10 protein-coding genes are annotated in these 16,077 nt (G+C 56.1%); 3 read left to right on the forward strand and 7 right to left on the reverse strand.

Going from position 1 to position 16,077, the window contains the following annotated elements; all coding sequences use genetic code 11:
* Positions 1–1,437: a tRNA (N6-isopentenyl adenosine(37)-C2)-methylthiotransferase MiaB gene (gene miaB, locus DRW39_RS02205; protein WP_116105344.1), complete on the reverse strand. Its 1,437-nt coding sequence runs from the start codon at positions 1,435–1,437 to the stop codon at positions 1–3.
* Between the two features lie 174 nt (positions 1,438–1,611).
* On the opposite strand from miaB, the gene DRW39_RS02210 reads away from it, so the two are divergent.
* Both DRW39_RS02210 and DRW39_RS02215 read left to right on the forward strand, forming a co-directional pair.
* Positions 1,612–2,475: a hypothetical protein gene (locus DRW39_RS02210; protein WP_157975867.1), complete on the forward strand. Its 864-nt coding sequence runs from the start codon at positions 1,612–1,614 to the stop codon at positions 2,473–2,475.
* 108 nt (positions 2,476–2,583) lie between these two features.
* A complete protein-coding gene (locus DRW39_RS02215; RefSeq protein ID WP_116105346.1) occupies positions 2,584–4,563 on the forward strand; it encodes an OmpA family protein in 1,980 nt (659 codons plus the stop codon).
* Positions 4,564–5,207: 644 nt separating this feature from the next.
* On the opposite strand, the gene DRW39_RS02220 is transcribed toward DRW39_RS02215, so the two are convergent.
* Complete coding sequence (locus DRW39_RS02220) at positions 5,208–6,611, reverse strand: HEPN domain-containing protein (RefSeq protein WP_116105347.1); 1,404 nt, start codon at positions 6,609–6,611, stop codon at positions 5,208–5,210.
* A gap of 222 nt (positions 6,612–6,833) precedes the next feature.
* Here DRW39_RS02220 and DRW39_RS02225 point away from each other — a divergent pair, with 222 nt between their 5' ends.
* Positions 6,834–9,602: a putative LPS assembly protein LptD gene (locus tag DRW39_RS02225; RefSeq protein ID WP_157975868.1), complete on the forward strand. Its 2,769-nt coding sequence runs from the start codon at positions 6,834–6,836 to the stop codon at positions 9,600–9,602.
* Between the two features lie 60 nt (positions 9,603–9,662).
* Here DRW39_RS02225 and DRW39_RS02230 read toward each other — a convergent pair whose 3' ends face one another.
* The 5 genes from DRW39_RS02230 to DRW39_RS02250 all read right to left on the reverse strand — a co-directional run bounded on the left by DRW39_RS02230 (position 9,663) and on the right by DRW39_RS02250 (position 15,945).
* A complete protein-coding gene (locus DRW39_RS02230) occupies positions 9,663–10,229 on the reverse strand; it encodes a hypothetical protein (RefSeq protein ID WP_116105349.1) in 567 nt (188 codons plus the stop codon).
* Positions 10,230–10,276: 47 nt separating this feature from the next.
* Complete coding sequence (locus tag DRW39_RS02235; RefSeq protein WP_116105350.1) at positions 10,277–10,945, reverse strand: hypothetical protein; 669 nt, start codon at positions 10,943–10,945, stop codon at positions 10,277–10,279.
* Positions 10,946–11,047: 102 nt separating this feature from the next.
* The gene (locus DRW39_RS02240) at positions 11,048–11,878 is read right to left on the reverse strand and encodes a YsnF/AvaK domain-containing protein (RefSeq protein ID WP_116105351.1); all 831 of its coding nucleotides are present in this window, start codon (positions 11,876–11,878) and stop codon (positions 11,048–11,050) included.
* A gap of 45 nt (positions 11,879–11,923) precedes the next feature.
* Positions 11,924–12,358 carry a DUF2382 domain-containing protein gene (locus DRW39_RS02245; RefSeq protein ID WP_157975869.1) on the reverse strand — a complete coding sequence of 145 codons (435 nt, stop codon included), beginning with the start codon at positions 12,356–12,358 and terminating at the stop codon, positions 11,924–11,926.
* Positions 12,359–12,681: 323 nt separating this feature from the next.
* Positions 12,682–15,945 (reverse strand): TonB-dependent receptor domain-containing protein, encoded by a 3,264-nt coding sequence (locus tag DRW39_RS02250; protein WP_116105353.1) that lies wholly within the window; start codon positions 15,943–15,945, stop codon positions 12,682–12,684.
* Positions 15,946–16,077 lie beyond the last annotated feature (132 nt).

The following is a 16,077-nucleotide window of genomic DNA, read 5'->3' on the forward strand; positions in this document are numbered from 1 at the left end:
TTAGGCGATTTGCGTACCGAGTAAGGTGGCGCTGGTGGCATCGTGGACGGATACCTCGACGTAATCGCCAGGCTGGGTACCGGGTACCTTGGGGAAGATCACCATCTTGTTCTGGCTGTTACGGCCTTTCCAGTCGGCGTCCGACCGCTTACTTTCTCCCTCGATCAATACTTTGAACGATTTGCCTATATCCTTGCGGTTCAGTTCATCGCTGATGGTGGTCTGCAGGTCAATGACCTCCTGCAAACGACGCTTCTTGACGTCGAGCGGGACATCATCCGTCAGCTTGCGTGCCGCCGGCGTGCCCGGGCGTTCGGAGTAATAGAACATGTAAGACATGCTGTAGCGCGCGTACTCCACCATGCTCAGCGTCTCGCGGTGCTCGTCTTCCGTTTCGGAGCAGAAGCCGGTGATCACGTCCGAGCTGATAGCGCAGTCGGGCATGATCTCGTAGATGCGATCGATTTTACTCTTGTACCATTCCCGGTCGTAGGTGCGGTTCATCAGGTCGAGAATGCGGCTGTTGCCCGACTGTACCGGCAGGTGGATATACTTACAGATGTTCTCGTGGTCTCGCATCGTATACAACACATCGTCGGTGATGTCCTTCGGGTGGCTGGTGCTGAAGCGTATGCGGAGATCGGGATGCACGGCGGCGGTCATGGCCAACAGCTGCGCGAAGTTCACGAGCTCACCCGTTTCCGGGTTGGTCCATTTGTAGCTGTCGACGTTTTGCCCCAGCAGGGTTACCTCGCGGAAACCCCGGTCGAAGAGGTTGGTGGCTTCAGCCACGATGCTGAAGGCATTGCGGCTCCGCTCGCGTCCACGGGTGTAGGGTACGACGCAGAAGGAGCACATATTATCGCAGCCCCGCATAATCGAGATAAAGGCCGTCACGCCATTGCTCTGCAGGCGCAGCGGATTGATATCGGCGTAGGTTTCTTCCCGGCTCAGGAATACATTGACCCCCTTTTCCCCTTCCTCCGCCCCGGCTACGAGGGTGGGCAAATCACGGTAGGCATCCGGCCCGACTACCAAATCGACCAGTTTTTCTTCTTCCAGGAACTTGGCCTTGAGCCGTTCGGCCATGCAACCGAGCACCCCGACCATGGTGCCGGGTTTGCGGTGCTTGACTTTATCGAATACGCGGAGCCGTTTGCGAACGGTTTCCTCGGCCTTTTCGCGGATGGAGCAGGTGTTGATCAGGATCAGGTCGGCCGCTTCCAGATCGCGGGTCGGCCCGTATCCGGCTTCGCCCAGGATACTGGCTACGATTTCCGAATCACTGAAATTCATCTGACAGCCGTAGCTCTCTATATAAAACTGCTTAGAACCGGCAGCCGGCTGAGTAGCCGCCTCGCCGTAGACTTGGCCCTGCTTGGCTTCGTCAACCTGTTTGTCCTGTACATTGGCTAGGGTAGGGTTGTCATTATACATCGCACACCGCTTTAGGCCGCAAAGGTAGTTATTTTGGCTGACAGATTGTCAGTGCAGGCCGAAGCCGTAATCCGGGGCAGGTCGCATCATTCGGTTAGACGACACGATCCTATTATATTACGTAACCACCAGCGACGGTCTACCGCGCATCTTTCGGCCACCACACCCTTTAAGATGAAATATTTTCTCGCTGCGGTATTGGTTTTCCCGCTTCTGTTGACCGCGCAAGCGGACCTTCTGGACACGACCTATCACGACAACCACGAAGTAGCCAGTATCAGTTTTTACACCCTCAAACTGAGTGAGGATTTAACCAAGGCCGAAGCCTTTCAAAGGGGACTCGTTCACCTGAAGCCAGGAGATACCATATATATTCGGGACAGTATTCATTACTGGGACGCAGCGGGGAATCGTTTGGCTGACGGGGCTATCTCCCGGCCGCCGCTATTTCCGTCTCGTGGTACACGCAGCCCGGATCCTCACCGCGTTTTCATTCCTGCAACTTACTATTCCGGCTACGTTGGCTCCGAGCTGTACGACACCTTGCAAATTGGGCGTGTCCCGGAAATCGGCCCGGGAGAGCGCGTTCGCATCTACACGGCAAGTTCCGTCATCGCGCTGGACACGCAGATCGTTTTGAAGCATGCCGTTGAAAGTGGGGTACCCTTTACGATCATCCCGGATACGGGCAGCCACCGGGTCACCGTGACCATTGAAAACCTGAAAAGCGGTGAACGCACTTCCTTTCCCGTAACGGTAGAGGGATACGATCTGGAGCGGGCCGACTTCACCTCCAGGCACCCGGACATTCCGGTGCGGACACTGAAATTAAAGGAGCGGTCTAAGCTGCTTCTCCAGCTGGAGGGGGCGGAAAAATTACTTACGGTTTCCCGGGAAGGTCAGGTTGTCGAGCGTTTTTCCGTGGGCCGTGGCCGGGATGAAATTCCGCTGCGAAGCTGGTCGGCAGGGAACTACTTGCTGCAGTTGCGGGACCTGGGTACCAATGAGAATCTCTACACGCTGTTACGCTTGGAATGAATCAGGCTGAGGTGGAAACCGGCCGATTCGTCAAACGCGCTGCACCTGCGCCCCGCCGCCCCCTCAACTTAGGCCGCAAAGAACCGTTTTCCTGGAAATCGCTCGTTGATGTTCCGATACCTGTTTCTTGTCCTAGCGGTCACCCTGGTGGCCGGCTGTACGTACACCGCCAAGATCACCGACGGGGCCACGGCCGTGGACCGCAAGCAGTACGACGTAGCGGTGCCTATGCTGGAGCGGGAGTACCGCCGCGCTAAAAGCCGTGTCGAACAGGGCGATATCGCCATGAACCTGGCCGTCAGCTACCGGGAAACGGGCAACGACGAGGACGCGGTCGAGTGGTTTCAAACCGCCTACGACAACGGGGTGGGGCCGGAAGCCCTGCGGGAAAAGGCCGACGCCCTGAAACGGCTGGAGCGGTACGAGGAAGCCATCCAGGCCTACACGGATCTCGGCTTCGAGATCGGATCGCGGTATGAGTTTCGGAAAGATATTGCCGGCGCCGAAATGGCCATGCGACTACAGGCCGAGCGCGCGGCCCAGGAGGTGAAAGAGTACGAAGTAACCGCCGCCAACTTCAACAGCCCGGGAGCCGACTACGCCGCGGTGAGCTACGACGACCGGCTGGTCTTCACCAGCGATCGCGCCTCCGCCGCCGGCGATGCCACCTATAACTGGACGGGCCGGAGCTTCAGCGATCTCTTTCTGGTTGACCCCGAGGTTAGTGACGTCCAGGCCTTCAACCCGACCGTCAACAGCGAATACAACGAGGGGACGCCGAGCTTCAGCCCCGACGGTTCCGTCATGTATTTCACCCGCTGTACCTCCCCCGAAAAGCGCGCCGACGCCTACTGCGGGATCTACCGGAGCGAACGACTGGGCGACGGCTGGAGCCCCGCCGAAAAACTGCCCTTCGTAACTCCCGAAGCCAACTTCATGCACCCCGCCCTCAGCGCGGATGGACGCCGCATGATCTTCTCCGCCAATTTATCGGAAGGGTGGGGCGGTTACGATCTGTACGCCGTCGACCTGGCCGCCGACGGACAGTGGGGCACCCCCGATCTCATGAACCGCGCCATCAATACCGCCGGCAACGAGCAGTTCCCCTACCTGGATGGCGATACCCTTTACTTCGCCAGTGACGGTCTCGAAGGTCTTGGTGGCCTGGACATTTTCCGCACCTGGCCCCTGGATGACGGCCGCTACGCCGCTCCCCGCAACCTGAAGCTGCCCATCAACAGCGGCGCCGACGATTTCGCCTATACCATCATGCAACGCAACGGCACCGGTGTGGGGGCCACCACGATCGGCTACTTCAGCAGCTCCCGCCCCGGCGGTAGCGGCAGCGACGATATCTATGCCTATACCAAAACGGTGCTACCCCCACCGCCGCCCGATCCGACGCCCATAGAATACCGTAACGTACTCGACGTCACCGTCGTCGAAAAGATTTATGAGGACCCCACGGATCCGACCAGCCGCACGCTGGGCCTGCGCCCCGTCCCGAATGCTACCGTCGTAGCCCGCGTCGGTGAACAGAGCCGTACCGTAGCCACCAACGAGGAAGGCGTACTCAGCCTCGTCCTCACCGACGATCAGCGCTACGAGTTCCGCGCCGAGCGCCCCGATTACCTGGCGGCCGAAGGTCGCTTCAGCAGCCGCAACCTGCCCCGTGACCCCGAAGCCCCCGAGCAGCGCTACGAGCTCGAACTCGAAATCGAGAAGATCTTCCCCAACCGCGAGATCGTTCTCGAAAACATCTACTACGACCTGGACGAAAGCTTCATCCGCGAAGACGCCCAGCCCACCCTCAACGAACTCGCCGAGCTGCTCCGTCGCAATCCCGATATTTCCATCGAGCTCGGCAGCCACACCGACTGCCGCGCCACCGACCGCTACAACGAAACCCTCAGTGAAGCCCGCGCCACCGCCGCCGTCACCTACCTCGTCGAGCAGGGCATCCCCGCCGAACGTCTCACCGCCCGCGGGTACGGCGAAACCCAACCCGTCGCCGACTGTATCTGCGAGCGGTGCACGGAAGCGCAGCACCAGTTGAATCGGCGGACTACTTTCCGGATTTTGGAGTAGGAGTAGGGAGTGAATGGTTGAGGGACTGGATTAGTGATTTGGCTGCCGCTTGTTTCTGCGGGTGGTATTCGTGTTATAGGTGTTGGGAATAGGCGCGAGGCCCCCGCACGCTTCGCGTGGCGTTGACCTCGCTGGGGGTAGGCGTCCCTTTCAGGGCCGTGTTTCGTTGAGGGGGGCGTGCTGCTGGCCTTGGCGCGAGGCCTCCGCACGCTGCGCGTGGCGTTGACCTCGCTGGGGGTAGGCGTCCCTTCCAGGGCCGTGTTTCGTTGAGGGGGGCGTGCTGCTGGCCTTGGCGCGAGGCCTCCGCACGCCTCGCGTGGCGTTGACCTCGCTGGGGTTGGCGTCCCTTCCAGGGCCGCGGTGGGGGGAGTGCTATTTGGGGGGAGGCGTAGCCGGTCATTTGCTTAACCCGATTAGACTTCAAAATCTACGCATCAATCCGTGGAGTCTACAGTGCCTATCACACGAGTATACCTCGCGCAGCGAGTGGACCCCGCCGGTAGGCCCTAAGCCGCACGAGCGAAGCGAGCAAAAAACACCGGTAGGCCATTCACTAATCCAGTCCTTCAACCATTCACTCCTTCCCACGAGCGAAGCGAGCAAGCCAGGCAGGCCATTCACTAATCCAGTCCCTCAAAAATTCACTACTTACCCACCGGTAGCCGCACCGCCTTGATCATATACCCCTCCGGACTTTCGTAGTCGTACAACTCGATGTGCGTCTGCTCGATGAGGATGTTGACCAGGCTGTAGGTCGTACCGATGGCGTAGCCTTTATTGGCGAGGTACTGGGTGACGAACCACTTGAGGCCGACGTAGGTGGTGAAGTTCAGGTGCAGCGCCTCGTGGAGCTCCTCCATGATTTCCTCGGCGGTGATGACGCGGTAGCCGGGGGGAGCGGTATCGCGGTAGGTATTGGTCTTGTGCTCCAGCTTGATCTTGCCGATGATCTTGGGGCCCGTCAGCTTGACGCGGTACTCGCCGGCGGCCTCCTTTTCCTGGGGGGTGGGGGGCAGGGGAGAAGACTCCCCCTCAACGACCGAAGGGTGGCCGCTGCGGTTGTTGATGTCGTGCGCTTGCTGGACGGCCGCTTCTTCCTGCTCCTCCCGGACGACCTCGGCCGCCGCCTGGTGAATGGCTTGCTTTTCCTTCAGGGAGAGTACGATCTCGTCGATGTGGCTTTCGGCCTCTTTGATGATCGAGGTCAGTTCAGAGGAGAGCTCGATGCCCTTGCGTAGCTCGGCGTGGAAGAAGGTGGCCTGGTGGGCGACCTTGTTGCGAATCTTGGACATCTCCTTCCAGAGGCGCTCGAAGTTCTTGTCGCGGAAGAAGGTCTTGAAGTACTTCGTATAGTTTCCTTCTAGGTTGCCTTTGAGCTCCTGCAGCTCCTCCAGGGTTTCGATGTTGGTCAGTCGCTCCAGTACTTTTTCCGGTTCGTTGAAGCCGGTGGATTGCTTGTAGATGAGCAGGCCCAGATCGTCGAAGTCGGCGAACTCGATGTCGCTGTTGATGAAGTAGCTAAATTGGTTGGACCGGTTACGCTGCCGGGCCTTGACCTTCTCGATCATCTTAGGGGTGGCGGTCACCTCCCACCACGACATACCCACGCGCTGGAAAAAGAACTTGATCAGGTAGCGGCGGAGGAGATTTTCTACCGCATTGATCTTGGGGTAAAGCTGGTTGGCGATTTCACTACTGATATCGTCCTGCAGAACGCGCAGGTGGGCAAAGCGAAGCTTCTCGCTGAGGTGGCGGAGCAGGCGCTGCCGGAAGGGCTCCAGCGGCTCGAACATGGGGCTTTCAACACGTAAAACGAAGGCGGCCTCTACTAAATCGGTCAGGATTTTACTGGTGTCAACATTAATAACGGTTACGGTCAGGCCACTTTCACCCTTGATGAAGTCGTTGCCGTTCTTGTCTTTGGTAATGATGGGAGACTTGCCATTCCAGACGTCGTTGCTGTAGCTGATCGCATGAATAAATCCGCGTTGATCGCTGATGTCATCGGGGTCGATACAGAGCAATTCGAAGATGAAGTTGGACGACATATCATAAATAATTGACTAGGGTTGGATAAATATTGATTTCCGGAAATATAGCCATTTAGCCAGGGAGAGCATAACCGGTCGGCTATTAGCTTGGGCGGCCGTTGGCACTTGTCGTACTTTTGCCCGCCCGACGGGAGTAGTATTAACGAAGCGTTAAAGGCCTCTCCGACCAACCGCGAAATCCCACGCGGTATCGTTGGCTACATACTATTAACTACCAGCTTGAACCGATTGTCTTTCTACCTGCGCCCCGTCGCCATTCTAGTCTTTCTCCTGCTCTATTCATTGGGCGGCGGAGCGCAGGTAGACAGCAGTTCAGTGGACAGCATACCCGTTCAACCGACCTTCAGCGGCAATACGGCCCAGTACCGGATCAGCGAAGACAGCCTCACGGCACCGGTTGATTACCAGGCTCGGGACAGTATGGAAGTCGATCTCGTTCAGCAACGTATTCACCTGTACGGGGCCGGGCAGGTCAATTATCAGTCCATCAGCCTGCAGGCCGACCACATCGTACTAGATTACGGAACCAACCTGGTAACCGCCGAAGCTTGGCCGGATAGTTCCGGAACGCTGGTAGGTGATCCTAAATTTAGCGATGGAGGTCAGGAATTTGTCGCTACGAACATAATGTACAACTTTAAGTCCAAGAAGGGGATCGTAACCGAAACGGTAACTACCCAGGACGATGTGTACGTCCGCGGCGGGAAATCGAAATTCGTCAGCGGAGCCGTGCAGACGAACGACAGTACCCGCTCCGACGTGATCTACACCGAGGGAGCCATCTTTACGAGTTGTTCGGCGGAACACCCGCACTTTGGCGTGCGGACGCAGAAGGCGAAGGTTATCCCGAATAAGCTGGCCATCATCGGCCCTTCCAACCTGGAGATCATGGGCGTGCCGACGCCCTTCTGGTTACCCTTCGGCTTCTTTCCTTTAAAAAGCGGCCGCTCGACCGGTCTCCTTTTTCCGAGTGACTATCAGTACAGCAACCAGTGGGGCTTCGGCTTCCAGGGCATTGGGTGGTTTTTCCCGCTGGGAGAGCACGTCAACCTGCAGGTCACCAGCGACATCTACCTCAACGGGACCTTCACCATCAACACCGCCAGCAGCTACCGCAAACGGTATAAATACAGTGGTAACTTCGACTTTAGCTACCGACGGCTGGTAGAAACTAGCGGTATACCGGACGGCTACCAAGAATTCAGTAATCAGGGTTTCTCATTCGGCTGGCGGCACCGGCAGGATCCCCGGGCGCACCCCACCTTCACCTTCGGGGGAAGCATCAACTTTCAGACCAACCAGACCAACCAGCGCTATTTGAATAGCTACGAGGCGGCCAGCACGAACGTGATCCGGTCCGCCATGAACATCACCAAGACCTTCCCGAATCTCAAGAGTACGTTGACAGCCGGCGTTTCCCACAGCCAGAACAACCAGACCGGGGCCTTCAACGTGAATTTCCCCGATGCCCGCTTCCAGACCCAGACCATTTACCCCCTGCGGAATCTGCCGGGAAGTCAGCGGGCCTGGTATAAGAAGCTGAGCTTGCGCTACGTCAGCGAGCTGCGAAGTGAGTTCGCGGGTACCGATACGACCACCCTCGAGCAGGCAATCGATCAGGCGCAGTATGGTTTCAACCACCGGGTGACCAGCGCGCTGAGCCTCAATGTGCTCCGGTACTTTAACGTGAGTCCGAATGTAAGCTACGCCGAAACCTATTACGGCAAAACGCTGGAGTACTACCTGGACCGGTCGACCTTGAAAACGGAGGACATCATAGACGAAAACGGAAACCCCGCCGTGGATACCACGAACTTCGCCACCATTAAATCCCGTCTCAATCCCGGACTGGCCGGCTTTCGAAATTTCAACGCCGGCGTAAGCGTGAGCACCCAGTTGTTCGGGACGATACAAATGGGAGGCCGTGGCTTATTTGGGCTGAAGGGACTACGCCACGTGATGAAACCGTCGGTGAGCATCGGGTATAGCCCGTCTTACCAGGATTCCCGTGACTTTATCAGCGGCGACGTGCCGTACTTTATCCGGGAGAATATCGTAGATCCCGATCGCGGGGATCCAAACCGGTTCGTTTCCCCCTTCGCGGGTCAGATATTCGGGGCTCCCAGCAGCAGCGATATGAGCTTCCGGGCCAGCTACAGCATCTCCAACCTGTTTGAGGCCAAGGTCTGGAATCGCAAGGATAGTACGGACAACATCGTGAAACTGTTCCAGAATATAGGAGTCACCGGCAGCTACGATCTGGCCGCCGATACCCTGAACTGGAGTCCCGTTCGAATCAGTGGAAGCACCCGCTTCTTCAAGGGACTCACGCAGGTTAACCTGCGTGCCACGGTCGATCCCTACGTAAGCGTGTACGACGAGCGGACCAGACGGGTGAATCGCGTAGACCGCACTACGTTGTCCGAGCGCGGCGTGCCCTTTCAACTTACGAACTTCAGCGGGACGATATCGACTAATCTTACGGTAGCCAAGATCCGGGAACTGTTCCAGGGGCAAGAAGAAGAGTACGTCGAGGATATCGCCGAGGAGCGGCGGCAGTTGCGGGAAGAGGAAAATACACTCTTCGAAGAGACCGATATTTTGAGCCTCTTTGAGAAGTTCAGCATACGCCACACCTACAATTATAGCCTCGACCGGGAGGTCGCGCTAAATGCCGAGGAGGGTGCCCGGGATACGTTACGCTTTAATACCAGAGCGAACAGCATCGAGCTGCGCGGCGCTCTCCAGCTCACGGAAAACTGGAGCGTCAATATCGGTCAGATCGGCTACGACTTCACGAGCAAGCGGATCACCTATCCCTACCTCAGTTTTGCCCGTGACCTCCACTGCTGGGAGATGCGCTTCAGTTGGGCCCCGCAGCGGAATACTTACCAGTTTTCGATCGCCGTCAAGCCGGGCACCTTTGACTTTCTGGAAGTGCCGGTCAATCAAAACCGCTATGACGGGCGGAATCTCTTTGGGAGTTGACAATAAAAAACCCGTCTTCCTGCAAGGAAGACGGGTTAGTTGATTAACCGTGGAAGTCAATTAGAGGGTCTGTCGGGAGGCCCTGGTCGTATAGAAGTCGCTGGTATAGAAGTCGTCATCTAACCGATCGGCGCGACGGTAATCGTCGGTGGAGAAGCGATCGCGGTTGTAGGTGCTACCGTAATCGTGGAAACCGGCCAGGTAATCGTTGGTGTCGATCTCGTAGCGGGTCGAGTAGCCGTGTGTTTTGTGAAAGCGGGGATAGTCGGTCACCTGGTCGGGGGTAACTCCGCCGACGGTGATCGAGTTCGTGCTGCTGTCGATATGGACCAAACCGACGGGAATAAGGGCATGGCGGTTTTCGTCGGGGTAAAGATCGCGATCGTGACGGTTGATGACGTCATCGTCAATCTCGACCTCAACGTAGCGCACTACGCGTGCATCCACGTCGGCGAGCAGTCCTTCGACCTCACCGATGGTCTCACCGGTGCGTAGCTTGACACTGTATCCGCGGGGATCGACGTCGTCGTGGTGAACCTTGTAACCGGAGAGGTCGTCAAGGAATTTCAGGCGGGTGTTGCGTACCCGGGCGTCGTCGCGGGTGTTGTCGTTTACTATGGTACTCATTGTATATTATTTTGATAGTTTGAAAGTGGGGATGAAAGTGGGCGTGATTAGCTCATTCGCTCCAGCACCGTGCGGGCCTGGGCAAAGAAGCTCCGGACATCCTCTTTCTGGTTCAGGGTTAGCGTTTCAGGCGACATGGCCTGTGCTTCCTGACGCAGCGCATCCAGATCAGAAGCGCTTTGACCATTGTAGGCCTGCGTATCAATGTCTTCCAGCATTTCGACGATCAGCATGGATGCCATCTTGATTTTATCGGCGTGGTCACCTGCCATGGGATCCTCCATGATTTCGTTGGCGAGGCGGTCGACGCGATCGGATTTTTCCTTGACGGATGCTTCCGACATCAGCCCTTTCTCTTCGGCTACGGCTTTAGTAGCGTCCGCTAGTTCGGTTAGAGCGCGGTGGCTGAACTCGTGATCGAGACCCATTTCGCCTTCCATATTGGCCGTGGTACTCATGTATGCACTGACCGCGGCAAGATTGCCTTCGCCTACCTCGTCGTAGTCTTTGTAGTTGTTGTTTTCGTCAATACCCGTAGCGACTGGGGCGACTTCATCGCCATCTTCCACTACTTCTTCCGTATAGACTTCATCGGATTCGTCAAATGCTTCCGCTACACCCCAGACGACTAGTCCGAGTAACAGAAGGCCGATAATCCAGGGCCAGATAGAAGCTCCACCACCTGCGGGTTTTTCTTCGATTCTTATTTGTGCCATGATAATGTTGATTTTAATTAATTAAAAAAAAGCAACCCACACCCGTTGTGGGAGCGGGTTGCTTGTGTATGTATAACCGATTTATGGTTACACACGTTCGAATTAGTTGTCGCGACGGTTTTTCATGTCACCTTCGCGGGTGTTGCGATTCGTACCCTTGTCAATTTCGATTTCGGTTTCCCGGGCGGTTTCGTGCACTTTTTCATCGTGCGAACTGACTTTCTTGCCAACGGTGATTTCCTCCGTTACGCGTGCCTCTTTGGTTACAATTGCCTCCTCGTGCTTTTCCTGCACGTTAATGGTGCGGTCCTTGAAATCGGCGTTGGTAGCCGGGCGGTTAACCTGCTTCCGGTCGACGAAAACTTCCTCGTCACGAAGACGAAGCGTTTCTTCTACCGGGCGTTCGATCACATGGCTGCGTACGGTTACTCCGCCTCCGGTGTTGACTTCGCGCTTACCGATCTTGACGTCTTCCTTGATGACTTCGATGGTTTCGCTTTCATCGACATCTCCGAAGCGTTCGTTCAACTGGTTGCGGTTGCGATCGGCATCGAAAGAATCGTTCTGATACTGATCATAGCGATTGTCGAAATCAATGGCACCGTACCGGTCCATGATGGTAGCGGCGTTTCTGGCCTCCTCCATAGTCTCGGTGTGTACGGTTACGACCGTTCCACGACTGGCGACGTCGTGTGCCGCATCACTGCGTTTGTAATCCCGGTCGTCTTCGTGATCGTCGTCACCGAATAAGCGATCAAAGAATCCTTCTACCTTGGTAGAGTTCCGCTCGTAGTTTTCACCACGACGACCATGTTCGCCATACTTGCTGACATCGATGGAGTCTTCTTTGATATTCTGCTCAATAAGTGCTTTGCGTGCGCTGCGGGCTTGGCTAAGGGTGTCGAATACACCAATTACTGTCTGATTTTTCATAATAAATTTTTTTATGGAATAATGATGGTTCGGAGAATTCCGGACCTATGTGGGCGATTGCCCTGGAGTCCGTCGATTGATTTCGACTTCCTCGGATCTTAATTCAATGGATTCGGTCCGTTCGGTACGCCGGACTTCCTTGATGAGGTGAATTTCTTCTACTAGAACGAGCCGCTTCACGACCACCTCTTCTTCCCGGACCACGGGGACCACCAGGTTTTCACCTTCGTAGCGGATGGTGGGCATGGTATCGACCACGCGGTTGATAGGCATCCGTTCTTCCCGGTAGGTGGTATCGACATCCGTCAGCGGTAAGTCCACCCGTCGATTGTTTACCGTTTTGTTGACGCTCAGCTCACTGGTGATGGTAGATCGCGTATCGATGACAACGTGCTCTTTAATGAGCGGAATGCTTTGTTCGTCCTCTATTTCAAACCGTTTATTGCCAAAATCTTCCCGTTCGTCACTTTCAGTAGCCATCATCTATAGATGTGGGTAGGGCGGGCAGATGTTCCGAAAAACGCGATAATAACCGATATAAATTCCAAAATGAGTCTTAGAGCCTATAATAGGTGCTACTATCTGGCGGCGCATTCCATCTTTGGGGGCAGCGACCTGGTGGTCCGGAAGCGGCTGTCTAGACGGAGAACGGTTACTTTACGGAAGCCGGTCGGATATATCCATCAGATACTGCGTCAGCTAGTCCGACGATATAAGACAGAAAAGCCCCCCATCATCTTTCGACGATGGGGGGCTCTATATTCTACTGACGGGGTTAGCCCCCTGTCAGAGGGGTGTGGGGTTTAGAAGATGTACTTCACACCCAACTGCATCTGCCAGGCATTGCTAAGCACGGAAGAAGAATAGCGGAAAGTTTCGGTAGGGAACTCCGAGGTGCCGGGGATGGTATTGAGGCGGTAAACCGGCTCACCCTGGTCGTTGCGTCCACGGTAGTTCAGGAGGTTCTGCTGGAAGGGGACCTCCGGAATACCCCAGTCGCTGTTCAGCAGGTTGCCAAAGTTCAGGATGTCGATAGTGAACTGCAGGAAGTTGCGGTCACCCTCGGTGAACTTGACGTTCTGCAGCAGTCGTACATCAAAACGGTTGACCCAGGGGGCAATCGCACCGTTGCGTTCGGCAATCTGTCCACGCTGCTCGCTCAGGTAATCATCTTGGTCAATGTAGGCATCCAGGATATCACGCTGCATAGCTTCGGTGTACTCCGTTCCGTCTACGGTGACGGACTCGAAGTTGAGTTCGCTCGCATCGTTCGGCACGTAGATCAGGCGGTTAGAGTTGTCGCCGAAGTCACCCGAGTAGGTGTAGGAATAGCGGAAGGAATTGGCTCCGTCGTAGAAGATACCGATGGTCGTGTTACCGGTCTGGTAGTTCAGGTTACCGACTACGCGGTTAGGAATATCAAAACCGGCGTAGCTGAGTTCGGGGGAGTTGCGGTTGTTCTGCACGGTAGCGGGCCAGAGGGATACCGCCTGGGATCCACCTGCGGCGTCGAGATCGCGCGAACGGGAATGCGTGTAAGCAATGAGGGAGGAGAAACCGCTTTCAAATTCCTTCCGCAATTCGGCGGTAAAGGAGTAGTAATCGGCTTTCTTTTCCGCGTTCGTAAGCAGGAATACATTCCGGAAGTCCTCGTCGTTGCTGTAGCCGCTGACGTCGGGCTGTTCGGTCCAGTAACCACGCTGATCCGGGCCGTTCAAAAAGCCATCGGGCTCACGGAGTACGGGGTTGTAAGCGATCGGGGTGTATACGTCACGATTGTACATGAACTCGAGCGTACCCTTGATGCCGAAGGGGAGTTGCTGGTCGATACCCAGGTTCGTACGCCAAACCTGTGGCAGGCGGAAGTTGCGGTCGGTGAGGTTGAGTTCGTTAGACAGGGTAGCGCCCGGGTTCTCCGGGTTGTAGGCAGTGACGTCCGGGTCGAACGTGATATCGCGGTCTACGATCTCCTGACCTTCGTAGCCAAGACCACCGCGGATTACACCGGAGCCGTTAACCTGGTTCGACAACCATACGAAAGGAATGCGCCCGGAAAAGAGTCCGGTACCACCACGGATGACCGTGGTCCGATCGCCGGTAACGTCGTAGTTCACGCCCAGGCGTGGGCTAAACAGTGGGTTGACCTTGGGGAAGGTGCTGACGTCCGGGGTAAAGGTTTCGCCCTCCAGATTGGTGAACTCCTTGTCCAGGTCGTCCAGCAGTTCGTTGTTGGGGATGTCGATGGGGTAGAAGGGCAGGTCGATGCGCAGGCCACCCGTCAGTTTGATCTGGTCGGTGATCTGGTATTCATCCTGGATGTACACACCCAGCTGGCCGAACTTGGTTTCGTCGACGGGCGGGGTGGTGCTACCGTCCAGCGCGTATCCTTTGGCGAAGGCGATGGGGTATACGCCTTCTTCCTGATTGATTACATCCGCTACGAAATCGTCGTAACTAGCGTAGCGGTAGAAGCCGTTGAACACCGGGTTAAAGGCGTTCAGGAACGTCATGTACTCGAAGTTGACCCCGGCGGTGATCGTATGGGCTTCTTTGTAGAAGGTCACGTTGTCGGTAATGTTGAAAACGTTGTTTTCCAGCAGGTTGCCGACCGAGTAGAGTTCGTTACCCAGCGACATGTAGTAAAGCGGGTTACCGGAGGCGTCGTTCTCGAGTACCTCGATCATCGGGAAGGCCTGGTCGCCGGGGATACCCCGCTTTGGATCGACTACGCGGGTGAAACCGACGTTGAATTGGTTAGACAGGTTGTCGGTAATGATCGAGTTCAATTCCGCTACGTAGCTCGTCACGCGACGGTCGTTGGTGTAGTTGTTATTCCGGAAGTTGATGTTTTCAATACCGGTTCTGTCGGTATTCCGAAAGCGGGTAGAGATGTACCGTACGGAATTGCCGTTGGTCGGTACGTCGGTGAAGGCGGTGTAATCGTTAAAGCGGGCCGTCAGTTTATGACGGTTGCTGATATTGTAGTCCAGGCGAACATTGATCCGCTCCTGCTCCGAAGCAAACGGGTAGCCGTCGGGGGCACCGGTGTCGTAACCGTAGAGTCGCTGGATTTCATCCCGAACGAAGTTGGCCTCGGAAAGGGGAACGCGGGAGATGATCAAACCGTCCGGTTGCTCACCGTCGCGGGCAGCCCGCTTCAGGAAAGAAGGAACGGCTTCCGTTTCCTTCTCGTAGGAGCCGAAGAAGAAGAGCTTGTTCTTAATGATCGGACCACCGAGGGTGACGCCGAAAATCTCGTTCTTCGAGTCGCCCGGGTCGACGGTGATGTCGCCCGCGCGGGTTCCCTGCGTCTGATCGTTGCGGAGGAGGTAGTAGGCCGAGCCGCGGAACTCGTTGGTTCCCGACTTGGTAACGGCGTTAACGGCTGCTCCCGTGAAGCCGGAGTAGCGAACGTCGTAGGGGGCGAGGTTTACGCTGACCGCTTCAATAGCATCTACGGAAATGGGGCTTCCGCCGGCAAACTGACCGCTACCCAAACCGAAGTTGTTGTTGTAAATGTTACCGTCGATGGTGTAGTTGTTAAAACGGCTGCTGGTGCCCGCGAAGCTCGTTCCGTTCGACTGGGGCGTCAGGCGGGTGTAGTCGTTCAGGCTACGGTTAATCGTGGGCAGGGCATTGATCTCCTTAGAGGATACGTTGATGGACGACCCGGTCTTTTCGTCGGTGAACTGTGCGTCGCGGGAGGCGGTGACCGTAACGTCCTCGAGCAGAACGGAGCCGTCCGAGAGTTCGAAATCGACCACGCTTTGCGCACCGAGTTTCAACTCCAGCCCCGTTTTCGACATCTCCTCGTAGCCAACGTAAGTTGCGGTAACGGTGTAGGGGCCGCCTACCCGCATACCGGGAAGGGTGTAGTAGCCGCTTTCGTTGGTGACCGTGCCGTACTGGCTTCCGGAAGGGGTGTGAATGGCGACGATGGTCGCTCCGATCAGATCTTCACCGGAAGCGTCCGTAACGTGGCCGGTAATGCTACTATTCGTGATTTGAGCCTGCAAACCAAAAGTGGCTAGCAGAAAAATCGCGAAATACGTTAACCGTAATTTCATCTGGAAGGTAATTATTTGGTTGATTAGGTCCCGGCGTATACCGGTGTAATTGGCCGCAAAGGTCGAAAGACTTTTCGACCTTCACGTTAACCTAATGTTAACCTTTCCAAACGAGAGGGGTAGCGCCGGTAA

The sequence above is a fragment of the Lewinella sp. IMCC34191 genome (genome assembly GCF_003390935.1).
GTDB lineage: Bacteria > Bacteroidota > Bacteroidia > Chitinophagales > Saprospiraceae > Neolewinella.